We start from the raw sequence: 21,305 nt of genomic DNA, 5'->3' as shown, positions 1-21,305 counted from the left end.
GGGCCGTCACGGCAGCCTTCAAGACGCCCGGCGCTTCATCGCGCGAACGCCACGGGCGTCCCGTGCGAGGGGTGGGGCATGACCTCCATGGCGATACCGTAGATGGCCTCCAGGGCGGCCGGCGCCATCATCTCGGCCGGCGTGCCCCGCGCGATCAGGCGACCCGCGGGCAAAGCGATGACCTCGTCGCAGAAGCGGGCGGCCATGTTCACGTGGTGCAGTACGATCACCACCCCCATCCCGGGCTCCACCGCCAGGCGCTGCACCAGCGAGAGCACCTCCACCTGGTGCGCGATGTCGAGGGCGGAGATGGGCTCGTCGAGGAGCCGGCATTCAGCATCCTGCGCCACCAGCATGGCGAGAAAGGCGCGCTGGCGCTCCCCGCCCGAGAGCGTGTCCACGAGGCGATCCGCGAACGGCTCCATGCCGGTCAGCGCCAGGGCCTCGGCCACCTTCTCCCGGTCTGAGACGCGGAACCGGCCGAGCGCCCCGTGCCAGGTGTAGTGCCCAAGGGCCAGCAGCTCCCTGACCTGCAGGCCAGCGGCGGGCGGGGGCTGCTGCGGCAGGTAGACCACCTTGAGGCCGAAGGCGCGGGCGCCCCACCGGGCGAGCGGTGTCCCGGCCAGCCGGACGTGTCCGTGTGACGGTGGCAACTGGCCGGCGAGCAGCTTGAGAAGGGTGGACTTGCCCGAGCCGTTGGCGCCGACGATGAAGACCAGCTCCCCGGCGCAGATCTCGAAATCGGCGGGACCGAGGACGAAAGGCGGCACGTCGACACGCGCGGGGAAGGCGTAGGAGGCCCCGCTCAGCGCGATGGTCTCGAAATGCAGCGACGGGGACTCTCCCGTGGGCTGTCCGCCAGCGGCATGGCGGCCTCGCCGTGGTCGAAATCGTGGCTGAGCCGCGAGATGCGGTCGAGGGAGATGCGCGCCTGGTCGAGCATCGGCAGGGCGGAGGCGATGAGCGAGATGGGCTCGCGCCAGACCAGCAGCAGCGCCATGGTCTCGTTCCAGAGGTCGTCACTCTCGGCGATAGCCGTCCATCACCAGCCGCCAGCGTGGGCCGTGGAGATGGAGAGTTCCGCCGCGATCTGCGCCAGCTTCTTCTCGCCGAGACTGTGCATCTGGAAGGCGCAACGCGTGCGCTCCGGCATGGCGGCGAGGATTTTCAGGGTCTGGAGCAGCGCATCCCGGTCGGCAACGATGGTCTCGGGCGAAGGGCTGGCATCAGCCAGATCAAAGGTGGCGGTTTCCTCCAGGCTCGCCATTCGGGCCTCGCGTCGGCGATGATCCAGGGCAAGGTTCTGGGCGATGCGCGTGAGGTCGGCGACCTGATCACGAGGGGAGGGGTCCAGCTCCCGGCCGATCAGGGTGACGAAGCTGTCATGCACCAGGTCTTCGGCCGTCGCGCTGTTCCGGACGATGCGCTGTTCGGGACGATACGCTGGATGACGCGCGCAAGCCACCCCCTCTCGGAAAGGTAAAGACCAGCGATGTTGCTTGCCCGGGGCATTGTAATGTTACTCGCAGGCGTCATCGTCGGATCGTGTCATACCAGAATGAACATGGATTCCGATCAAAGAAATAAATATAGTTTATAACATTTTTAGTTCAGAAAAGTCGGCCCTCGCCTGATTCGAATCAGATTTGCAGCAAAGGCCAATCGTCGTTCGATGAGTGCGAAGGTGATCCTTCCTCTGCAATGCACTCCTGAATGCTCGATGCCGCCGCGTTCAGGCGGAGCCGGGGAGCCGTGCTGACCCTTGATGTCACGGCCGCGCGGTGACCTGAAACCCCAAGACCGGGGCATTGCGCCATCGCGTGTATAAGGTAACGACGCGTGACGAACCGGCGGGGAGCAGGACATGCGGGCAACGCGATTCCATATGGTGGTGATCTTCCTGCTCTTTGCAGTCACAGTGGTGAACTACATCGACCGGGCCGCCATCTCCTATGCCATCCCGCTGATGGAACAGGAGCTGGGACTCTCGAAGGGCGATGCGGGGATCGTCCTCGGCGCCTTCGGCCTCGGCTACGCGGTGACGACCCTGCTCGGCGGCTTTGCGGTGGATCGCTACGGCGCGCGGCTGGTTCTCACCGTCGCGGCGCTGTTGTGGAGCTTTTCCATCGGCCTGACCGGGGCGGCCAGCGGCTTCCTCACACTGTATCTGGCGCGCACGCTGCTCGGCGTGTCGGAAGGGCCAAACTTCCCGGCACTTGCGGGCGCCGTGAGCCATTGGCTGCCGCCGCAGGTGCAGGCCACCGCGCTCGCCTATGCGCTGGTGTCGGTGCCACTGGCGCTCGCCATCGGCGGCCCCATCGTGACCCAGCTCCTGGCGGTAATGGACTGGCGCTGGACCTTCGGCGTGCTGTTCGTGATTTCCATCGCCTGGGTGCCGCTCTGGTTTCTCCTGTTCCGCGACGATCCCGCCCAATCGCGCCATGTGAATGCGGCGGAGCTGGAGTATATCCGGGCCGAGCGGCAGGGATCCGCGCACCACGCCGTGCGTGAATGGCCCTCGGCGGCGGAAATCCGCGCGTTGCTCACCAACCGCACGCTGCTGGTGAACTACTGGGCCTTCTTCGTCTTCGGCTATTTCCTGTTCTTCTTCATGACATGGCTGCCGAGCTACCTGCGCCAGGCCTATGGGCTGAACCTGACGCAGGTGGGCGTCTTCACCGTCCTGCCCTGGCTTGCCGCCGCCGCCGCGCTGTGGGCGCTCGGGCGGTGGTCGGACCATCTGCTGAAGGTCACGGGCCGGCTCAGGGTGGCCCGCTCCTATCTCATCGCCGGCACGCAGTTCGTCGCGGCGCTGGCGGTGGTGCCGGTGGCCCTGAGCGACAATCTCGCCGTGGCCATTGCCGGCATCACCGTGGCGGTGGCGGCCTCCATGGGCGCCAACGCGGCCTATTATGCGGTGAACGTGGATGTGGTGCCGAAGCGTGCGGCCACGGCACTCGGCATCATGGACTTCGGCTTCGCGCTCTCCGGCTTCGCAGCGCCTGTGATCACCGGATGGGTGCTCGGGCTGCGCGGATCGTTCGCCGACGGCTTCCTGCTGATGACGGGGCTGGCCCTGTCCTCCGTGGTGCTGGTGCTCGCCTTCCACCACCCCGACGCCGATCGCAAGCCGGCCTGATGGCGAGGCGGCACGGGGCGGCCCTCACTCGCCGGCTTCCTGCATGAAAGAGAGGGGGGCCTCGCGCGCGTCCGGTGCCGCCGCGACGGGCGGCCCCGCGACCTCAAGGAAGGCGGTGAGGGCGGGTGAGACATAGACCTGTGCGCGGCGGATGAACACGGTCTCCACATTCGCCTCCTCCTCCGGCAACGGAAGCAGGGAGAGGCGGTGGTCGCGGGCATGGGCCTCGACGAGATCGGTGGGCAGCAGGGTCAGCCCCATGCCGGCGGAGACGCAGGCGAGGATCGCATCGAGGCTGCCATATTCCAGAGTGCGCGCCACCGCGATGCCGCGCCGGGCAAGAAGCACTTCCAGCCGCTGGCGATAAGAGCAGCCGCGGCGGAACACGAAGATGTTGGCGTGCCCACGGTCGGTGAAGCCCTCCAGCGAGGTCACGTCGGGTCCGGCCACCACCGCGAGGGTTTCCTGGAATGCGCGGCGCGCCACAAGGCGCGGGTGCGCCACCGGGCCACACACATAGGCGCCCTCCAGCTCCTGTTGCAGCACCTGCTCGGTCAGCTCGGCGGTGGTGCCGGTGCGCAGTGTCAGGTCCACGTCGGGATAGAGGCCGGCGAAATTCACCAGCCGGTCACGCAGGCGCAGGGCCATGGTGGTTTCCATGGTGCCGATCTGCAAGGGCCCGCGCGGCGCGTCGGTCGCGGTCACGGCGATGCGCGCATCCTGCAGCAGCCGGCCGACCTCGGCGGCAAACGGGAGCAGCCGCTCCCCGGCCGCCGTCAGCTTCACGCCACGGGAATGTCGGCTGAAGAGGATGACGCCGAGGTCCGCCTCCAGCTTCTTGATGCGGTTGGTGACGTTGGACTGGGCGGTGTTGAGCCGTGCCGCCGCACCGCCGATGGATGCTTCCCGGCTCACCGTCAGGAAGAATTCGAGGTCAGTGCTCTGCATGGCCGGACCATCTCATTTTCATATGACTAACATCAGATCAAACCATTTCAAGAATGTCAAAACGGTTGTTAGCCTCGAAAGTAAGCAGGATCAATCCTGAATATTTTTTGGGCAACAGGCGGGCGGAGTGTCTCCCAACCGTGGGCCCGATCCAGACGGCGCGCCGGCGATCCGGTGGGAGGGCGATTGCCGCCGCGCGCCACCGTTGAGGGGAACAAGACCATGTCTCTCGGATCTAAACAGCTTCCGGCCGAAGCCACGGGCGCCGGGCCCGGATTCCTCGCCACCGCCATCCTGGCGTCGGCCTATCTCGGCTTCACGGCGCTCATGGCGTTCGCGCCCGGCGTCCTCGCCACTCCGATCCATGCGGGCGGCACGCTCACCATGGCCTTCGCCCTGGGACTGGGCGTCATCCTGCTCGGGTTCGCGCTCACCGTGGCTTATGCGGTGATCGGAAACCGGCGCGAAATGCAGGCCGACGCGGACAGCGCCATCCTCGCGGCGGAAGGGGCGGCGGAATGAATACGATCGCCACCTCCTGCTTCCTCGCCATCGTGGTGCTGTCCCTCGCAATCACCTGGTGGGCGGCGCGCAACACCAAGGGCACCAATGATTTCTATGCAGCCGGCGGCAACGTCACCAGCTTGCAGAATGGCCTCGCGCTCGCCGGCGACGCGCTCTCGGCGGGGGCCTTCCTGGGCCTGACCGGCCTGATCTTCACCAGCGGGTTCGACGGCTACATCTACGCCATCGGCTATTCCACCGGCATGCCCATCGTGGTGTTCCTGCTGGCGGAGCGGCTGCGCCAGCTCGGCAAGTTCACCTTCTCCGACGTGGTGAGCCTGCGCCTTGAGGAGACGCCCATGCGCATCTTCGGAGCGCTCGCCTCGCTGGTGGTGATCGGCTTCTACCTCATCGCGCAGCTCGTCGGCGCGGGGGCATTGATCGAGCTGTTGTTCGGCATCAACTTCAAGGCAGCGGTCGCCATCGTGGGCACGCTGATGATCTGCTACGTGATGTTCGGCGGCATGATGGCCACCACCTGGGTGCAGATCGTCAAGGCCTGCCTGATGCTCGCGGGCGGGGCCGTGATCGCGGTGCTGGTGCTGGCGCGGTTCGGGTTCGATCTGTCGGCCCTGCTGCGGGGCGCGGCGGCGGTCCATGCGAAGGGGCAGGGCGTGCTGGCTCCCGCGGCTGCGGCGCGCTCGCCCTTCTCCAGCCTGTCGCTGGCGCTGGCCCTCATGTTCGGCACGGCGGGCCTGCCCCACATCCTGATGCGCTTCTTCACCGTGCCGGACGCCCGTGCCGCCCGGAATTCGGTGGTGTGGGGCACCGGTCTCATCAGCACCTTTTATGCCGCCACCGCCATCTTCGGCTTCGGCGCCATTGTCATCCTCTCCGGCGATGCCTCCGCCATCGGCGCGGACGGCAAGGTGATCGGCGGCGTCAACATGGTGGCCATCCACCTTGCGCGACTGCTGGGCGGCGATGTGATGCTGGGGCTCGTCTCGGCGGTCGCCTTCGCCACCATCCTGGCCGTGGTGGCGGGCCTCACGCTCGCCGGAGCCTCGGCCGTGAGCCACGACCTCTATGCCCGCGTGGTGCTGAAGGGGCGGCCCGACGAGGCGCGGGAACTGAAGATCTCGCGCATCGCCACGGTGGTTCTGGGGCTCGTCGCCATCGCGCTCGGCGTCGCCTTCCAGGGGCAGAACGTGGCCTACATGATCAGCCTCGCCTTCGCCATCGCCTGCTCCTCCACGTTCCCCGTGCTGGTGCTCTCCATCTACTGGCGGGGGCTCACCACCCGGGGCGCCATCGCCGGCGGCAGTATCGGGCTGGTGGCGGCGCTGGGCCTCACAGTGCTCGGCCCGTCCATGTGGGTCAAGGTGTTCGGCTTCGCAACACCTGTGGTCAGCCTCGATCCGCCGACCCTCATTTCCATGCCGCTGGCCTTCTTCACCTGCTGGCTGGTCTCGCGGGCAGGGCGGCGCGCCGGTGCGCCCCACCACCTGGCCGGCGCCGCCTGACGCCGGAGGGTCCGGGCCGCCGCGGCCCGGACCAGGCTTTCCACCCCCTCTCCAGCCGCGATCCGGCGCGGCCGCCGCCCGCCGGCTCCCATCGCGCGAAAGGCTCTTCCATGCCCACTCCCCAGCGTTTCCCGACTGCCTCCAATGCGTTCCGCGAGCTGATGGCCATCCGCGCCGCCGCGCCGCTGCCGGCCGACGAAGTCTCGATCAGCGGGGCCGATCCGTTTTTTCGCACGCCGTTCCGCATCGGCGAGGTATCCGCATCGGTGCTCGCCGCGCGCGGCGTCGCCGCCAACGATCTCTGGCGGCTGCGGACCGGCCGCCGGCAGAAGCTGAGCATCGACGCCCGCGCGGCCGCCGCCACCTCCCTGTCCGGCGGGGAGGAGACCCTGCTACGCGCCGACGACGGGCAATACCGGCCCATCCCCGTCTCGTCGGCCGTGAAGCACATGGTCTCGCTGACCCAGCCGTGGGCGACGGCGGATGGGGGCTGGGTGCTGCCCCATACCAACCTGCCCCATCTGGAAGAGCGCGTGCTGGATGTGCTCGACTGCAACAGCTCCGTCGAAGGCATGAAGGCGGGCGTCGCCCGCTGGGGCGCGGACGCCCTGGAGGACGCGCTTGCGGCGGCGCGCGCCTGCGGCGGCAAGGTGCGCACGCCCGAGGAATGGCTCGCCCATCCCCACGGCGCCTATCTCGCCTCCCGGCCCGTGGTGGAGATCACCAAGCTCGCGGACGGCGCGCCGGAGCCCCTGCCGGCGGGGAACGCGCCCATGGCGGGCCTGCGTGTGCTTGATCTGACCCGCATCCTCGCCGGGCCGACGGCCGGCCTGTCGCTGGCCGAGCACGGCGCCGATGTGCTCATGGTCACGGCGCCGCACCTGCCCCAGGTGCCGGCCTTCGTACGCGACACCAGCCACGGCAAGCGCAGCACCTTCCTCGATTTCACCAGCCCGGCCGAGGCAGCGCAATTGCGCGCGCTCGTCCGTGACGCCGATGTCTTCATCGATGGCTACCGGCCCGGGCGCTTGGCCGCCCACGGCTTCGGGGCTGAGGACCTGATGAAGCTGCGGCCCGGGCTGGTGCATGTTTCGGTGAACTGCTTCGGCTCCGGCGGTCCGTTTGCCGACCGCGCCGGCTGGGACCAGGTGGCGCAGGCCGTCACCGGCATCTGCCACACCCAGGGCGAGGCCATGGGGCGCGGCCGGCCGGAGCTGACACCGGTTTTCATGTGCGATTTCATCACCGGCTTCCTCGGCGCTTTCGGGGCCATGCTGGCGCTTGCCCGCCGCGCCCGCGAGGGCGGCAGCTACCGGGTTCAGGTGTCGCTGTGCCAATCGGCCATGCTGCTGCAACGGGAGGGCCTCGTCTCCGACTTCGCCATTGCAGCCGGGCGGCTGGCGCCGGCGGAGTTCGAGGCCCTCGCGGTGCATGTCGATGGCACCTGCTATGGCGACCTGAAGACGTTGGGACCGGTGCTGCGCATGTCCGAGACCCCTTGCCGCTGGTCGCGCCCCACCCCGCGCCTGGGTGGCGACCAGCCGGAATGGATGGCGCGAGAAGCCGCGTCTCAACCCTTGCTTCAAGCAAGGTGAAGCGGCAGGCCGGCTTGTCCCGGTCCCGGTCCCGGTCGCGGTCTCGGCGGCGAGGCCGCAGGGCCCGGCGGCACCGTGGCCCCGGCGGCTCAGGGCACGAGCAGCAGCGAGCCCATGGTCTCGCCGCGCTCCAGCATGAGATGGGCATCGGCCACGCGGGCGAGGGGCAGTTCGGCACCGATGGTGACCGGCAGACCGCGTCCGAGTTCGGCAAACAGCTCCTCGGCTGCCTGGCGATAGGCTCCGATGGAATTGGCATAGGCGAACACGCTCGGCCGGCTCAGGGACAGGGAGCGTCTCGGCCCCAGTTCGGAAAGGGGAATGTCGGGCAGCGCCCCAGATGCCTGGCCGATGCTGGCCACCGCCCCGAAGGCACGGACCGCATCGAGCGTGCGCAGCAGGGTCTGTCCGCCGATACCATCGATGGCAACGTCCACGCCCGCCCCGTCGGTGAGGCGGCGGACCTCGGCGACGAAATCCTGCTCCTTGTGGAGGATCACATGATCGGCTCCCTGCGCGAGGGCGAGATCCGCCTTGGCGGGAGAGCCCACCGTGCCGATCACCCGCGCGCCCAACCGCTTGCCCCATGCGGTCAGCAGCAGGCCGAGGCCGCCGGCTGCCGCGTGCACCAGCAGGGTCGTGCCCGGGCCGGTCGGACAGACCTGGCGCAGGAGCATATGGGCGGTCACCCCCCGCAGCATGGCCGCGGCGGCCGTGCGGTCGTCGATCCCGTAGGGGATGGGCACGAGGCGTGTGGCGGGAATGTTGCGCGACTGCGCATAGCCGCCCACGGGCAGGCCGGCATAGGCGACGCGGTCGCCGACCGCCAGCTGCGTCACGCCGGGGCCGACCGCCTCGACGACGCCGGCGCCCTCCACGCCGAGCACCGCCGGCGTGGCCCCCACGGGATAGAGGCCGGTGCGCTGGTAGATATCGACGAAATTGACGCCGATGGCGGTGTGGCGCAGGCGAACTTCCCCGGCATTCGGTGCGGGAAGTACCCGTGTCGCCGCCCGGAAGCGGTCGATCCCGCCCGGCGCCGTCAACTCGATGGCGAAAGTGGTGGTCGCGACTGTCGTGGTCACGAATGTCATGGGCGCCTCCTGTGATCGCCATGAGCCTAGGTCGGCTTTCTCTGCGCAGGAATTCCATATAAATACGCACTATATGGGGAGTTTTGCGCAGAATGAGCGATGCTTGATTGGGACGACCTGCGGTTCTTTGTGGAGCTGGCCCGGTGCGGCAGCCTTTCGGAATCCGCGCGCCGGCTCGGCACGGATCATTCGACCGTCGCCCGCCGCATTTCGGGCCTCGAAGCGGCACTGTCCCTGAAGCTGTTCGACCGTCTGCCGCGTGGTTACGCCCTCACGCAGGAGGGCGAACGGCTGCTGGAACGAGCCGGCACCGTGGAGCAGGCGGTCCATGGCATCGAGCGCCTCGCGTCAGGCGCCGGCTCCGCGGTGGAGGGGCGGGTGCGGATCAGCGCGCCGCCGGCGCTGGCGAGCCACTGGCTGGTGCCGCGCCTCGCCCCTCTCCTCGCGCGCCATCCTGGGCTGGTTTTGGACGTCTCCGGCACGTCGTCCGCGGCGCGCCTGTCGCGGGGCGAAGCCGACCTCGCGCTGCGCCTCTCGCGGCCGCAGGAGAAAGGCCTGGTGGCCCGCAAGCTCGGCGTCCTCGCCTATGGTCTTTATGGCGCCCGCGCCTATGTCGAGGCGACGCCGGAAGCCGCCCGCACCTTCCTCGGATATGACGAGGAACTGGCCCATTCGCCCCAGCAGGTCTGGCTCGAGGCCATGGCGAAGGGTCGACCCATCGTCTTCACGAGTAACGACCTGTCCAGCCTCGTCTCGGCGGCCCGCGCCGGCATGGGGCTGGCCGCGGTGCCCCACGCGCTGGGCCGCACGGCGGAAGATCTGGTGTGCGTGGCCGAGGGGGCGGGTGCCAAGCGCGACCTGTGGCTGCTGGTGCACCCGGACCTGCGGCGCGCGGCGCGGGTGCGTGCCGTGATGGATCACATCATTGCTGTGTGTCGCGACCTGAACACCCCTTGAACGCCCCTGAAGCGTCCGCCGCGCCGGCGTTTCCTGGAAGCATTCCGCGGCCGGAAAAATTCGGCCCCCTGATTGTTCGGGGCTTGATGGCGCGCGGAATCCGGAGCCTGGAGCCCGGGTCGCGATTTGCCCTTCGCGCCTCGCAACTGGACGCTCCCACCGGATGGGTTCGTCGGCCAGCGGGGGGCTGACAGCAGGGGGTGGTGGTTTTTCTCGGCGCCGCCGCAAGGCGCCGCGCGCACCGGAAATCGCTCCCCTCTTTTGGGGAAGCCTTCAGGCGGCGGGTCCACGCATATGGGTGCCCAGCGATCAGCAAGGAGCCCCGACCGTGCCGAATCCCAACACCCGCCCGATGCATGTCCGTTCCGTCAGCACCCCCGTCGTCCTGCGTTCCATGGGCGAGGCGGTGGACTTCCTCCGTGCCCTGCCCATTGCCGAGCATGCCGGGATGCTGATCGAGGTGATAGAAGCGGCCGACGCGCCCGAGTTGGAGCGTCGCGCCCGGTTGGCTTTCGAGACCTTCGCCTCGGCGATGCGGATCCCGGTGCGGCTGGCGAGCTGAGCGACGGGCGGCTTTCTTGCTGTTCGCGTTCTTTGTGGCGGCGAGCCCTGGCGGGATGGGCCGCCTCAGGCGCCTGCCGGCGGGCGGTTGTAGCCGGGGGGCTGGGCGCGCTCGAATGCCGCCGCCGCGCGCACCACGTCGTCCTCGCAATAAGAGCGGCCGACGATCTGGAGGCCGATGGGCATGCCCTGCGGCGACAGGCCGGCGCACACTGCCCCGGCGGGCTGGCCGGTGAGGTTGAAGGGATAGGTGTAGAACACCCAGGACACGAGGTTGCGGTCCTCCAGCCCCGCCGGCAGGTTCCGCCCGGCTTCCAGCGCGCTCACCGGCAGCACCGGGGAGATGAGGAGATCATAGCGCTCGAAGAACAGGCGCATCTTCTCGCGCAGGGCATAACGGGCGAAGACGCTGGCATAATAGCTCTTCATCTCCTGGCCGAGCGCCGGCATCAGGATGTCCGCCACCGCCGGGTCGAGCAGCTCACGCCGGTTTTCCAGCACGTCGCGCAGGCGGGTGCCGACGCCGGCGTAGAATTCCGCCGTCCACAGGTCGGCGGGGTCGGTGTCGAATACCTCGTCCACCTCCTCCACATGGCAGCCCAGAGCCTCGAAGGTGCGGGCGGCGCGGTCAGTGGCTGCGATCACCTCGGGCGCGGGGCGGGCATAGCCGAAGGTGGGACTGTAGGCGACGCGCATACCGGCCACCGAGGCCTGCGCCGCGCCCATCACGTCCGGCACCGGGCCGGCCACAGTGAAGGGATCGCGCCGGTCGTGCCCGGCCACAGCGGAAAACAGCAGCGCCGCATCCGCCATGGAGCGGGCGATGGGCCCCACATGGGCGAGCGTCGGCGTCGCCGAGGTGGGCCACACCGGCACCCGGCCGAACTGGCCCTTCAGGCCCGACAACCCGCTGAAGGCGCAGGGGATGCGGATGGAGCCGCCGCCATCGGTGCCCAGCGCGAACGGAGTGATGCCCGCCGCCACCGAGGCCGCCGCCCCCGCGCTCGACCCGCCCGGCGTCATGGCGAGGTTCCACGGGTTGCGGGTGATGCCGGTGAGCGGGCTGTCGCCGATGGGCTTGCAGCCGAACTCGCTGGTGGTGGTCTTGCCGATGAGGATGCCGCCCTGCGCCTTCGCCCGCTCCACGGCGGGGGCATCCACCTCAGCGATGTTATGGGCCATGGCGCGGGAGCCGGAGGCATAGGGTGCCCCCTTCACCGCCATCAGGTCCTTGGCGGAGAACGGCAGGCCGTGGATGAGGCCGAGCGGCGCGCCCGTCATCACCGCATCCTCGGCGACGCGGGCGGCGGCCATGGCCTCCTCCTCCAGGATGACGAAGAAGGCGTTGAGGGTCGGCTGGGTGGCGATGGCGCGGTCCAGGGCGCGGCGCGTCAGCTCCACCGGCGAGACTTCGCGCCGGGCCACCATCCCGCGCAGGGCGAGGGCGCTCAGGGTGTCGAACTCGGCGGACATAAGGCTGCTCCGGCGTGTGTTTGATCTTGGAGTTGGACCACGAGGTGAGTGCTGCTGGATGGCTGGCAGTAACCATCCAGCAGGCCCATACGTCTCAGTCAGGGCAGAAGAGACGTATTCGCAAGCTCAATTGAGGACGGCGAAGGCGCGCACCGGCGATCCGGAGCCGCCCTTGAACTTCAGCGGCACGCCGAAGAACTGGAATTCGCCCTTGCCCACCAGTTCCTCCAGATTCACCAGCCACTCCCAATGGCTCATGCCCAGCTCGCGGCACAGGCGGTGCTGGGCGAAGATGTTGTCGGTGGGCTTGTCGGTGGAGGGACCTTCTACTCCCTGCATCATGGAGCCGCGCGCGTAGAGCCACTTGGTGGCTTCCACCGTCAGCAGCGGGTTCTTCCACACGCTGTCGAGGCTCGGATAGTTGCGGGCGTGGAAGCCGGTGCACAGCAGCACGATGTGGCCGTCCACCTTCACGCCGGCGGCTTCCTCGGCCTTCTCCAGATCCTCGTCGGTTATGTCGCCGAGGTCGGGGATGTGGCGCAGGTCGAAGCACACCGCCTTGCCCATGAACATGTCGAGGGGCATCTCGTCGATGGAGGCGCCGTCGGGCTTCACATGACGGTAGGCGTCCACATGGGTGCCCACATGGTCCAGCATGGCGATGAAATTGGTCTGGAAGGTCATGGCGTCGCCGGGCACGCCGAGACCGAACGCCTTGGAGCTTTCGTGGCTGAGGTGAGTGGTGATCACTGGCCGCTGAAACAGCTTGTGAGCGGGCATGTTGTCTTCGATGAGCAGGCTGAGGTCGACAATTCTGGACATGGGGGCTCCTTGGACTGGATGGACTTGCAAAAAGATGAGGCTCAGGCCGCCGGTTTCTTGCGGCCGAGGAAGGCTTCCATCACCTCCGGGTCGCGGGCGAGCACCTGGCTCGGCCCTTCCCGCGCGACGCGGCCGTTGGCGATGACATAGGCGTGGTCGGCGATGGCGAGCGCATAGGAGGCGAGCTGCTCCACCAGCAGGATGGTGAGGCCGGCCTTGTTGAGGGCGGAGAGCACGCCCATGAGCTGGTCGACGATCTTGGGCGCAAGGCCCAGCGACAGCTCGTCGATGATGAGCAGCTCCGGCTCGGCCATCAGCCCGCGGGCGATGGCCAGCATCTGCTGCTCGCCGCCGGACATGGAGCCGGCCTGCTGGGCGAGGCGCTCCTTCAGGCGCGGGAACAGCTCCAGCACCTTCTCCCGCGTCGCCCTGGCCTTTGCGCCCTTGAGGCCGCCATGGACGTAGGCGCCGAGGATGAGATTGTCCTCCACGCTCTGGTCGGGAAAAATCAGGCGGCCTTCCGGCACCATGACGAGGCCCTGCCCCACCTTGGCATTGGCGCTCAAGCGGGTGGTGTCGGCGCCGCGAAACAGCACCTTGCCGCCGGAGGGGGCGACGAGGCCCGTCGCGCCCTTCACCATGGAGGACTTGCCGGCGCCGTTGTTGCCGATGACTGCCACCAGTTGGCCGCGCTTCACCTTCAGCGAGATGTCGCGCACCGCCACCGCCGCGCCGTAGCGCAATTCCATGGACCGGATGTCGAGCAGCACGTCGCCGGGGCTGATCCCGTGAGAGGTCTCTTGGGTGCTCATGCCGTCACCTCCGCAGCCGGGGCGTGGTCGAGGGAGGTGCCGAAATAAGCCTCGATGACGCGCGGGTTCTCCTGCACCACGGCGGGGGTGTCGCTGGCGATCACCTGGCCGTAGTCCAGCACGGTCACCGTGTCGGCCACCGCCATGATGAGTTCCACATGATGCTCGATGAGCAGCACCGAGACCCCCAGCGCTGCGATGCGCCGGATCATGGCTTCCAGCTCGTCGATCTCCTGGGTGGTGAGACCGGCGGCGGGCTCGTCCAGCAGCAGCAGGCGGGGCCGGGCAGCCAGCGCCCTGGCGATCTCCAGCCGCCGCTGGAGGCCGAAGGGGAGGAAGTGAGCCTCCTCGTTGGCATAGTCCTCCAACCCCACGAACACGAGCAGGCCGATGGCGGCGCGCCGGCATTCGGCATCCTGCCGTCGCATGGCGCCGGTGCGCAGCAGCGCGGCGACGAGGCCGTAGCCGAGGCGCTGCTGGTGGCCCACCATCACGTTTTCCAGCACGGTCATCTCGCCGAACAATTCGGTGTTCTGGAAGGTGCGGGAGAGGCCGGCGCGGGCGATCTCGTGGGAGGCCTTGCCGGCAAGCTGGATGCCGTCCAGCTCAAAGGCGCCCTCGCTTGGCTGGTAGAAGCCGGAGATGGTGTTGACGAAGGTGGACTTGCCGGCGCCGTTCGGCCCGATGAGGGCATGCACCTCGCCCGGCTTCACCCGCAGCGAGGCCTTGGCCAGCGCCGTGAGCCCACCGAACCGCACCGTGAGGTCGCGCGCCACCAGCTCGGATTTCTGCGCGCGGGGATCGAGCCGCAATGTGTCCTCGGCGGGCAGTCCTTCGGATGCGGCAACCGCCCGCGGCACCGGCACCAGCCGCTTCAGGCCGGCCGCGAGGGAGCCCATGATGCCGCGCGGCATGACAAACATGACGATGAGCAGCAGCGCGCCATAGGCGAACTTCTGCCACACCGCGAAGTCCTGCAGATATTCCGGCAGGTAGGTGAGGATATAGGCGCCCAATACCGGCCCGAAGGTGGAGGCTGCCCCGCCCAGGATCACCATCAACAGGAAGCGCACGCTGTCCGAGAAGGTGAAGATGTCGGGGGAGATGTAGGAATTGAGGAAGGCGTAGAAGGTGCCGGCGAGGCCCGCCGTCACCGCCGCCGCCACGAAGGCCAGCGTGCGCATGGCGGTGGCGTCCACGCCCAGCGCCCGCGCCGCGATCTCGCTCTGGGACACCGCCAGCATGGCGCGGCCATAACGCGAGACCTTGAGATTGTGCGCGGCGGCGGTGGCGAGGAACAGCACCACCGCCAGCACCCCGTAGAAGGCATAGCCGGACAGCCGCACCCCGAACGCATTGGGCGCGGGGATAGAGGTGAGGCCCGTGGTGCCCCCCGTGAGCGATTGCCACTCGATGGCGACATTCTCCACGATGAGGCCGAAGGCGATGGTGACCACGGCGAGATAGACGCCGCGCACCCGCACCGTGGGATAGGCGAGGAGCACGCCGAAGCCGGCCGCCACCAGCGCGGCGATGAGGCTCGACGAGATCATGTCGAAGCCGAGCCGCGTCGCCACAATGGCGCCGGTATAGGAGCCGAGCGCGAACAGGCCCGCCTGTCCGAGGGAGACGAGGCCCGTGAGCCCCACCAGCACGTTCAGGCCCACGGCGATGATGCCGTAGATCAGGAACAGCATGAACAGGCGCAGTTCGTATTCGTTGCCGGAGGTGAGCGGCACGATCACCAGGAGCGCGGCGAGCGCCACGAAGCCGGCAAGGGTGAGATGGCGGGTGAGGTGTCTCATACCTTCATCACCTCTCGCTTGCCGAACAGGCCCTGGGGGAACACCAGCAAAGTGAGGATCATGAGGGAGAAGCCGATGATCTCGCGCGCGGCGGTGGAGATGTAGCCTTCGACAAATTTCTCCATCACCCCGTAGACGAGGCCGGTGATGACCACCCCCGGCGCCGAGGTGATGCCGCCGATGATGGCCACGGCGAAGCCCTTCAGCCCCGGCAGCACGCCCATGGCGGCGGAGGCCTGCACCACCGGGGCCACCAGCACGCCGGCCGCCGCGCCCAAAAGCCCGGCGAGGGCGAAGGAAAAGGCGACCACCGCATTCACATTGATGCCCATGAGGGCGGCGGCATTCTTGTTGTGGGCCACCGCGCGCATGGCGCGGCCCACCAAGGTGTGGCGCTGCAGCGCCCGCAGGCCCAGCATGGCCACCACCGCCACCAGCGGGATCACCAGTTCCTGCGGATAGATGCCGGCACCAAGGATGTGCACCGAGGCGCCCACCCCCGGCGAGGGCAGCGGCCGGGCGTAGCCCTGGGTCTGGATGGTGGCGAAGCTCTCCACCATGATGCCCACGGCGATGGTGGTGAGCATCCAGCCCACCGAGCCCTGCTGGGACAAAAAGGGGCGCACCGCGATGCGCTCCAGCACCAGCCCGAACAGGCCGCCGGCCACCACCGCAGCAAGGCACGCCAGCCCCAGCGGCAGACCCGCCGCCAGCAGGTAGACGGCCAGCAGGCCACCGATCATCAGCGTGTCGCCATGGGCGAAGTTCACGGCCTTGGCCGACGACCACATGATGTGGAAGCCGAGGGCCACCAGGGCATAGATGCCGCCGATGGCAAGGCCGGACAGGATGTATTGCACCACTGTGGTCATTGCGGGCGACCTGTCGGAGGGAGGGGGCTCGGCCGTGGCCGGTCGAGGCGAGTGGTGGCAGCGTGGGGGAGACAAAAAGCGGGAGGCGGCGAGGGAAACCGCCTCCCGCGCGGGCTCACTTGTCGTAGGGCGAGCCCTTGAGGGGGATCAGCTTGCCGTCGTGCCAGACCGTCAGCAGGTAGTATTGCGGCAGGATGGCGTCCTGGCGCTCGGGATCGGCCTTGTCGAAGGCCGGCTTGTAGGGGGCGACGAGGCCGTCGCGGCTGACCTGGTAGAGGGCCTGCTGCACCTTTTTCCAGTCGAAAGAGCCCGCGATCTTGATGGCGTCGGCCAGCACATAGACCGCGTCATAGGAATTGGCGATGCCGGAGGGCGCCTTGATGTCCTTCGGGTCCTTGATGCCGGTCTTGGCCTCGACGGCGGCGAGCAGCCTCTTGCCGGCCTCGCTCTGCGGGGTGAGGAAGGAATAGGTCTGCATCACCCGCACCCCGTTGGCGAGGGGGCCGGCCAGCTCGCCGAGATTGCCCGAGATGCCCCAGGCACCGACGATGGCCGGCTTCCAGCTCGCCTTGTCCATGGAGCGCAGGATCTGGTTGGCCTCGCGGTCCAGCGACCAGATGATGGCCACGTCGGCCCCGGCGTCGCGGGCGCGGATCACCTGGGGCGACATGTCCTGGTCGTTCCAGTTGAAGGTTTCCGCGGCCAACAGTTCCTTGCCCTTGGCGGCGAGCGCGGCCTTCACGTCCGGCAATGCGCCGTTGCCCCAGCCGGTGTTCTCGTAGAAGAACGCCACCTTGCCGGTCTTGGACACCTTCAACGCCTCGTCCACCAGGAAGCGGGCCACCCACTTGTCCTTGGCGGAGACGCGGAACATGAAGTTGGGATCGCGCCCGTTCTCGATGGCCTTGGTGTTGGCCGCCCACACGCCCATGTAGGGAATGCCGATCTCGTGCACCGGGTCCACCTGCGCCAAAGCGACGGTGGAATGGAAGCCGCCGAGCACGGCGATGCACTTGTCCGCCAGCGCGATGCGGCGGGTGTTGTCGACGCCGCGCGGCGGCGCGCCGGCATCGTCATACTGGATCAGCCGCAGCTTCTTGCCGAGCACGCCGCCGGCCGCGTTGATCTCCTCGATGGCGATCTCCGCGCCCATCTTGATGGCCTGGCCGGAGAATGCCGCCGGACCGGTGACGGCGGCGGAATTGCCGATGCAGGGTTCCTGATCGGCCAGCGCCGCCGGGATCGAAAAGCCGGTGGAAAGGCCGAGCGCCACCGCCGCAGCCAGAAGCTGGCTGCGCAAAATGCTTTGTGGAGGCATGTCTGTTTCTCCTGCCGTGTACAGGACGCGCCGGGCATCACCGCCCGAAAATCATCTGCGAGATGAAGCTGATATAGGCGCAGCCTCAGGACAAAGATTATTTTCCGATCATAGATATAGGCTAAGACTATAGGCTGATATAATAGGCTGAGTCATGCCCCGAACCAAACATCCAACCCATTGATTATAATATAAATATACGATTTTATCGCTCATAGTTTAGGCATATGACTATATATCATGCAATTTGACAATCACTTTTGAGCAGTGCCATTTCAGCTGGTGCAAAGGTGAGCCATGGATCTTCGGCAGCTCAAATACTTCGTCCAGATTGCGGAAAGCGGGAACTTCTCCCGCGCGGCGGAGGTATTGCGCATTGCCCAGCCCTCGCTGAGCCAGCAGATGAAGAATCTGGAGGAGGAGCTGGGTGTCGAACTGCTCATGCGCCATGCCCGCGGCGTCACCCCCTCCGAGCTTGGCCAGCAATTCTACGACCATGCCCGGCGCATCCTGGAGGAGGTGGACCGGGTGAAGGACCAGGTCCGCTCCAAGTCGCTCAATCCCTCGGGGCGGGTGTCGGTGGGGCTGCCCACCTCGGCCTGCCGGGGCCTCGGCCTGCCGCTGATCTCGGCGATGGCCGAGCAGCAACCCAACATCGCCCTTCACGTGGTGGAGGCCATGACCGGCTATCTCGACGATTTCCTCCAGGCCGGCCGGCTGGATGTGGCCCTGCTCTACGACCACAAGGCGTTCGAGCACGTGGCCTGGACCGAGATGATGGTCGAGGAGCTGATGCTGTTCGTGGCGCCGGACCACCCGCTGGCGGCGCAGGGCAGCGTCTCCTTCCGCGACATGTTCGCGTGGCCCATCGTGCTGCCCGGCGCGCCCAACGTGATGCGCACGGTGATCGAGCAGTTCGCCGCCCGCAACGACGTGGAGCCCGTCGCCATGGCCTGCGACAGCCTGCCCACCATCGCCCGCCTTGTGCGTTCCGGCCGGGCGCTGGGGGTCATGCCCCACTTCGCCTTCATGGACGAGATGGCGCGCGGCGAGATGGTGGCCGTCTCCATCCTCGACCCGACGCCGTCCTGGCGGCTGTCCGTCGTCGTCTCCCAGCGCAGCATGAACCCGCGCGGCTCCGAGGCGGTGGCCAAGGTGATGGCCGATGTCATCGCCGAGATGGTCGAAACCGGAACCTGGCGCGCCAAGCTCAAGGGCGAGAAGGCCCGCGCCACCGTGAAGTGAACCCTGCCAGCCCGTCGAGACGCCCCATGGACCTCATCGTCAAGAACGCCCGCCTGCCGGACGCGCCGGACCGTATCGTCGATATCGCCGTCGCCGCCGGCCGCATTGAAGCCGTCGCGCCCGACATCGCGGCCGCCGGCGAGGTGGTGGATGCCGCCGGCTGCCTGGTCGCCCCCGGCTTCGTCGAAACCCACATCCACCTCGACAAGTCCTGCATCCTCGATCGCTGCGCCTCCCGCCGGGGCGACCTGGAGGAGGCCATCGCCGAGGTGGCCCGCGCCAAGAAGGACTTCACCCCGCAGGATGTGTACGCCCGTGGCCGACGCACCATCGAGAAGGCCATCGCCCAGGGCACCACCCACATGCGCACCCACCTGGAGGTGGACCCGGGCATCGGCCTGCGCGGGTTCGAGGGGGTGATGCAACTGGTGGAGGATTATCGCTGGGCCATGGACATTGAGGTCTGCGTGTTCCCGCAGGAGGGCCTCACCAACAATCCCGGCACCGACGAGCTGATGGTGGAAGCGCTGCGGCGCGGGGCGAGGGCGGTGGGCGCGGCGCCCTATACCGACACCGATCCCCACGGCCAGATCGACCGGGTGTTCGAGATGGCCCGCGACTTCGACGTGGACATCGACATGCATCTGGATTTCGGCGCCGATCCCACGGCCCTCGACCTCGATTATGTCTGCGCGCTCACCGAGCGGTTCGGCTGGGGCGGGCGGGTGGCCATCGGCCATGTCACCAAGCTTGCCTATGTGGAGCCGGAGCGGCTTGTCGAGATCGCCACGCGGATGCGGGACGCCGGCGTCGCGCTCACCGTGCTGCCCTCCACCGACCTGTTCCTGATGGGGCGCGACCGCACCTTCGCGAAGACGCGCGGCGTCACCCCGGCCCACCTGCTGCTCCAGCATGGGGTGAACTGCTCGCTCTCCACCAACAATGTGCTGAACCCCTTCACCCCGTTCGGCGACTGCTCTCAATTGCGCATGGCGAATCTGAATGCCAACATCTGTCATGTGGGCTCGGCCCACGACATGACCGAGTGCTTCCACATGGTCACAAGCCGTCCCGCCCGCCTCATGAACCTTCCCGACTACGGGCTGGAAGCCGGCAAGGCGGCGGATTTCGTCATCATCGACAGTCCTTCCCCGCGCGATGCGGTGGCCGAACTGTCCCCCGTGCTCGCCGCCTTCAAGGGCGGCCGGCGCACCCTGACGCGGGAGCGGGCGAAGCTGCACTTTCCCGGCTGCGGGTGCGGACAATGAGCGCCGTCGAGGCGCTGGGCGCCTTCATCCCCGGTCCGCGCCTCGCCCGGCCCGGTGCGCCCGCCGGGCCGCTCGCCGGCCTCGCCTTCGCCGTGAAGGATGTGATGGACGTGGCCGGCACCTCCACCGGCAACGGCCATCCCGACTGGCTCGGCACCCACCCGCCCGCCGCGCGCTCCGCCGTGGCGGTCGAGCGCCTGCTGGATGCGGGCGCAAGCCTTGCCGGCAAGACCATCGCCGACGAGCTGTGCTATTCGCTCACCGGCGAGAATGTGCATTACGGCACGCCGCTCAATCCGGCCGCGCCGGATCGGGTGCCGGGCGGCTCCTCCAGCGGCTCGGCCTCGGCCACGGCGGGGGGCGTGGTGGATTTCGCCCTTGGCACCGATTGCGGCGGCTCCGTGCGGGTGCCGTCGAGCTATTGCGGCCTCTTCGGCATGCGCCCCACCCATGGGCGGATCCCGCTTGACGGCGTCGCCCCGTTCGCGCCCAGCTTCGATTGCGTGGGCTGGTTCGCCCGCGACGCCGGCCTGCTGGACCGCGTGGGCCGCGTGCTGCTGGCCGATGCCGCGCCCGCGCCGCCCATCACCCGGCTGCTTGCCCCGCGCGAGGCCTTCGCCCTGCTGTCGCCGGAAGCGGCCGCCGCCCTCGCCCCCGTGCTGCGGCTGGCGCAGGAGACGCTCGCGCCTTGTGAAGAGATCGCCCTGGCACCTGACGGGCTCGATGCCTGGTCCGCCACCTTCCGCACCTTGCAGGCGGCCGAAATCTGGGCCTCGGTGGGGCCGTGGATCGAGAAGGTGCGCCCCGTCTTCGGGCCGGGGGTGAAGGAGCGGTTCGACGCCGCCCGTGCCGTCGCCCCCTCGGCGGTGGAGAACGCCGCCGCTCACCGGGCCACCATCCGTGCCCGGCTCGGCGATCTGCTGCAACCGGGCACGGCGTTCCTCATGCCCACGGTTCCGCGCCCCGCCCCGCTGCGCGGCATGGCCACCGCCGAGGTGGAGGTCACCACCCGGCATCTCGCCATGAACCTTCTGTGCATCGCCGGCCTCGGCGGCCTGCCCCAGGTGTCCCTGCCGCTGGCCCGGCTGGAAGGCGTGCCCTTCGGCCTCTCGCTGGTGGGGCCGGCGGGCAGTGACACTGCCTTGCTGCGCGCAGCGGTGGCGCTGGCCGGGCGCTGACCCTCGCGCAATGCCGCTGGCGACCAATTTACGATGGCGCACACGCAGTGGCCAAATCTTGCTCTTATACCAACGGCGATTGAGGGTGACTCTCAGGGGCTTTCGGTTGAGTGCGATCGCTGATTCCATGGTGCGGGGAGGATTCGCGCCATGGCCTCTGCGGTGCAGCTTCGGACGGACTACTCGGCTTC

Annotated in this window: 20 protein-coding genes; 9 read left to right on the top strand and 11 right to left on the bottom strand. The window is 68.3% G+C overall.

The annotated features are described in order from the left end of the window. Positions 1 to 35 precede the first annotated feature (35 nt). From FBQ73_RS08945 to FBQ73_RS08940, 3 genes are read right to left on the bottom strand one after another with little or no spacing between them, the layout of a single operon-like run. On the bottom strand, positions 36 to 815 hold the full coding sequence (locus tag FBQ73_RS08945; RefSeq protein WP_210236751.1) for an ATP-binding cassette domain-containing protein: 780 nt from the start codon (positions 813 to 815) through the stop codon (positions 36 to 38). After that, complete coding sequence (locus FBQ73_RS22915; RefSeq protein ID WP_210236732.1) at positions 806 to 1,000, bottom strand: hypothetical protein; 195 nt, start codon at positions 998 to 1,000, stop codon at positions 806 to 808. The genes FBQ73_RS08945 and FBQ73_RS22915 overlap by 10 nt, the downstream gene beginning before the upstream one ends. Before the next feature lie 42 nt (positions 1,001 to 1,042). After that, the gene (locus FBQ73_RS08940) at positions 1,043 to 1,465 is read right to left on the bottom strand and encodes a sigma factor (RefSeq protein WP_138399149.1); all 423 of its coding nucleotides are present in this window, start codon (positions 1,463 to 1,465) and stop codon (positions 1,043 to 1,045) included. A gap of 399 nt (positions 1,466 to 1,864) precedes the next feature. Between FBQ73_RS08940 and FBQ73_RS08935 the strand changes: the two genes are divergently transcribed. Continuing rightward, positions 1,865 to 3,139: an MFS transporter gene (locus FBQ73_RS08935; RefSeq protein ID WP_138399148.1), complete on the top strand. Its 1,275-nt coding sequence runs from the start codon at positions 1,865 to 1,867 to the stop codon at positions 3,137 to 3,139. A gap of 24 nt (positions 3,140 to 3,163) precedes the next feature. Here FBQ73_RS08935 and FBQ73_RS08930 read toward each other — a convergent pair whose 3' ends face one another. Next, positions 3,164 to 4,087, bottom strand: coding sequence for a LysR family transcriptional regulator (locus FBQ73_RS08930; RefSeq protein WP_138399147.1), 924 nt, complete (start codon positions 4,085 to 4,087; stop codon positions 3,164 to 3,166). 222 nt (positions 4,088 to 4,309) lie between these two features. Here FBQ73_RS08930 and FBQ73_RS08925 point away from each other — a divergent pair, with 222 nt between their 5' ends. The 3 genes from FBQ73_RS08925 to FBQ73_RS08915 all read left to right on the top strand — a co-directional run bounded on the left by FBQ73_RS08925 (position 4,310) and on the right by FBQ73_RS08915 (position 7,709). After that, entirely contained in the window at positions 4,310 to 4,609 is a 300-nt protein-coding gene (locus tag FBQ73_RS08925) for a DUF485 domain-containing protein (protein WP_138399146.1), read from the top strand. Next, positions 4,606 to 6,114, top strand: coding sequence for a sodium:solute symporter family transporter (locus tag FBQ73_RS08920; RefSeq protein WP_138399145.1), 1,509 nt, complete (start codon positions 4,606 to 4,608; stop codon positions 6,112 to 6,114). Before FBQ73_RS08925 ends, FBQ73_RS08920 begins: the two co-directional genes overlap by 4 nt. A gap of 110 nt (positions 6,115 to 6,224) precedes the next feature. Then, positions 6,225 to 7,709: a CoA transferase gene (locus tag FBQ73_RS08915; RefSeq protein ID WP_210236731.1), complete on the top strand. Its 1,485-nt coding sequence runs from the start codon at positions 6,225 to 6,227 to the stop codon at positions 7,707 to 7,709. A gap of 89 nt (positions 7,710 to 7,798) precedes the next feature. On the opposite strand, the gene FBQ73_RS08910 is transcribed toward FBQ73_RS08915, so the two are convergent. Further along, a complete protein-coding gene (locus tag FBQ73_RS08910) occupies positions 7,799 to 8,803 on the bottom strand; it encodes a quinone oxidoreductase family protein (RefSeq protein ID WP_138399144.1) in 1,005 nt (334 codons plus the stop codon). Positions 8,804 to 8,902: 99 nt separating this feature from the next. Here FBQ73_RS08910 and FBQ73_RS08905 point away from each other — a divergent pair, with 99 nt between their 5' ends. Together FBQ73_RS08905 and FBQ73_RS08900 are read left to right on the top strand one after the other, a co-directional pair. Further along, the gene (locus tag FBQ73_RS08905; RefSeq protein WP_138399143.1) at positions 8,903 to 9,760 is read left to right on the top strand and encodes a LysR family transcriptional regulator; all 858 of its coding nucleotides are present in this window, start codon (positions 8,903 to 8,905) and stop codon (positions 9,758 to 9,760) included. A 328-nt stretch (positions 9,761 to 10,088) separates the two neighbouring features. Continuing rightward, complete coding sequence (locus tag FBQ73_RS08900; RefSeq protein ID WP_246089633.1) at positions 10,089 to 10,322, top strand: hypothetical protein; 234 nt, start codon at positions 10,089 to 10,091, stop codon at positions 10,320 to 10,322. Between the two features lie 65 nt (positions 10,323 to 10,387). Here FBQ73_RS08900 and FBQ73_RS08895 read toward each other — a convergent pair whose 3' ends face one another. The 6 genes from FBQ73_RS08895 to FBQ73_RS08870 form a co-directional block, all read right to left on the bottom strand. After that, positions 10,388 to 11,794, bottom strand: coding sequence for an amidase family protein (locus FBQ73_RS08895; protein ID WP_138399142.1), 1,407 nt, complete (start codon positions 11,792 to 11,794; stop codon positions 10,388 to 10,390). Between the two features lie 126 nt (positions 11,795 to 11,920). Then, complete coding sequence (locus tag FBQ73_RS08890; RefSeq protein ID WP_138399141.1) at positions 11,921 to 12,616, bottom strand: cyclase family protein; 696 nt, start codon at positions 12,614 to 12,616, stop codon at positions 11,921 to 11,923. 41 nt (positions 12,617 to 12,657) lie between these two features. Then, positions 12,658 to 13,428 (bottom strand): ABC transporter ATP-binding protein, encoded by a 771-nt coding sequence (locus FBQ73_RS08885; protein ID WP_138399140.1) that lies wholly within the window; start codon positions 13,426 to 13,428, stop codon positions 12,658 to 12,660. Beyond that, entirely contained in the window at positions 13,425 to 15,233 is a 1,809-nt protein-coding gene (locus tag FBQ73_RS08880) for a branched-chain amino acid ABC transporter ATP-binding protein/permease (protein ID WP_138399139.1), read from the bottom strand. Before FBQ73_RS08880 ends, FBQ73_RS08885 begins: the two co-directional genes overlap by 4 nt. Next, positions 15,230 to 16,105, bottom strand: a complete 876-nt coding sequence (locus FBQ73_RS08875; RefSeq protein WP_138399138.1) for a branched-chain amino acid ABC transporter permease — start codon at positions 16,103 to 16,105, stop codon at positions 15,230 to 15,232. The genes FBQ73_RS08880 and FBQ73_RS08875 overlap by 4 nt, the downstream gene beginning before the upstream one ends. A gap of 115 nt (positions 16,106 to 16,220) precedes the next feature. Next, on the bottom strand, positions 16,221 to 17,423 hold the full coding sequence (locus FBQ73_RS08870; RefSeq protein WP_210236730.1) for an ABC transporter substrate-binding protein: 1,203 nt from the start codon (positions 17,421 to 17,423) through the stop codon (positions 16,221 to 16,223). Between the two features lie 297 nt (positions 17,424 to 17,720). Between FBQ73_RS08870 and FBQ73_RS08865 the strand changes: the two genes are divergently transcribed. Genes FBQ73_RS08865 through FBQ73_RS08855 form a run of 3 tightly spaced genes read left to right on the top strand, consistent with a single transcriptional unit; the run spans position 17,721 to position 21,114 of the window. Then, positions 17,721 to 18,668 carry a LysR family transcriptional regulator gene (locus FBQ73_RS08865; protein ID WP_138399137.1) on the top strand — a complete coding sequence of 316 codons (948 nt, stop codon included), beginning with the start codon at positions 17,721 to 17,723 and terminating at the stop codon, positions 18,666 to 18,668. Positions 18,669 to 18,694: 26 nt separating this feature from the next. Further along, positions 18,695 to 19,936, top strand: a complete 1,242-nt coding sequence (locus FBQ73_RS08860; RefSeq protein ID WP_138399136.1) for an amidohydrolase family protein — start codon at positions 18,695 to 18,697, stop codon at positions 19,934 to 19,936. Then, complete coding sequence (locus FBQ73_RS08855) at positions 19,933 to 21,114, top strand: amidase (protein ID WP_138399135.1); 1,182 nt, start codon at positions 19,933 to 19,935, stop codon at positions 21,112 to 21,114. Before FBQ73_RS08860 ends, FBQ73_RS08855 begins: the two co-directional genes overlap by 4 nt. Positions 21,115 to 21,305 lie beyond the last annotated feature (191 nt).

Source organism: Xanthobacter autotrophicus (assembly GCF_005871085.1).
Taxonomy (GTDB): domain Bacteria; phylum Pseudomonadota; class Alphaproteobacteria; order Rhizobiales; family Xanthobacteraceae; genus Xanthobacter; species Xanthobacter autotrophicus.
Note: the sequence above shows the minus strand (reverse complement) of the source record. Positions and strands in the feature narration are given on the sequence as shown.

Bases quoted from the DNA above. Each gene is read 5' to 3' on its own strand.
- FBQ73_RS22915 (WP_210236732.1), bottom strand. From the start codon at position 1,000: ATGGCGCTGCTGCTGGTCTGGCGCGAGCCCATCTCGCTCATCGCCTCC.
- FBQ73_RS08935 (WP_138399148.1), top strand. From the start codon at position 1,865: ATGCGGGCAACGCGATTCCATATGGTGGTGATCTTCCTGCTCTTTGCA.
- FBQ73_RS08930 (WP_138399147.1), bottom strand. From the start codon at position 4,087: ATGCAGAGCACTGACCTCGAATTCTTCCTGACGGTGAGCCGGGAAGCA.
- FBQ73_RS08925 (WP_138399146.1), top strand. From the start codon at position 4,310: ATGTCTCTCGGATCTAAACAGCTTCCGGCCGAAGCCACGGGCGCCGGG.
- FBQ73_RS08920 (WP_138399145.1), top strand. From the start codon at position 4,606: ATGAATACGATCGCCACCTCCTGCTTCCTCGCCATCGTGGTGCTGTCC.
- FBQ73_RS08915 (WP_210236731.1), top strand. From the start codon at position 6,225: ATGCCCACTCCCCAGCGTTTCCCGACTGCCTCCAATGCGTTCCGCGAG.
- FBQ73_RS08910 (WP_138399144.1), bottom strand. From the start codon at position 8,803: ATGACATTCGTGACCACGACAGTCGCGACCACCACTTTCGCCATCGAG.
- FBQ73_RS08905 (WP_138399143.1), top strand. From the start codon at position 8,903: ATGCTTGATTGGGACGACCTGCGGTTCTTTGTGGAGCTGGCCCGGTGC.
- FBQ73_RS08895 (WP_138399142.1), bottom strand. From the start codon at position 11,794: ATGTCCGCCGAGTTCGACACCCTGAGCGCCCTCGCCCTGCGCGGGATG.
- FBQ73_RS08890 (WP_138399141.1), bottom strand. From the start codon at position 12,616: ATGTCCAGAATTGTCGACCTCAGCCTGCTCATCGAAGACAACATGCCC.
- FBQ73_RS08885 (WP_138399140.1), bottom strand. From the start codon at position 13,428: ATGAGCACCCAAGAGACCTCTCACGGGATCAGCCCCGGCGACGTGCTG.
- FBQ73_RS08880 (WP_138399139.1), bottom strand. From the start codon at position 15,233: ATGAGACACCTCACCCGCCATCTCACCCTTGCCGGCTTCGTGGCGCTC.
- FBQ73_RS08875 (WP_138399138.1), bottom strand. From the start codon at position 16,105: ATGACCACAGTGGTGCAATACATCCTGTCCGGCCTTGCCATCGGCGGC.
- FBQ73_RS08870 (WP_210236730.1), bottom strand. From the start codon at position 17,423: ATGCCTCCACAAAGCATTTTGCGCAGCCAGCTTCTGGCTGCGGCGGTG.
- FBQ73_RS08865 (WP_138399137.1), top strand. From the start codon at position 17,721: ATGGATCTTCGGCAGCTCAAATACTTCGTCCAGATTGCGGAAAGCGGG.
- FBQ73_RS08860 (WP_138399136.1), top strand. From the start codon at position 18,695: ATGGACCTCATCGTCAAGAACGCCCGCCTGCCGGACGCGCCGGACCGT.
- FBQ73_RS08855 (WP_138399135.1), top strand. From the start codon at position 19,933: ATGAGCGCCGTCGAGGCGCTGGGCGCCTTCATCCCCGGTCCGCGCCTC.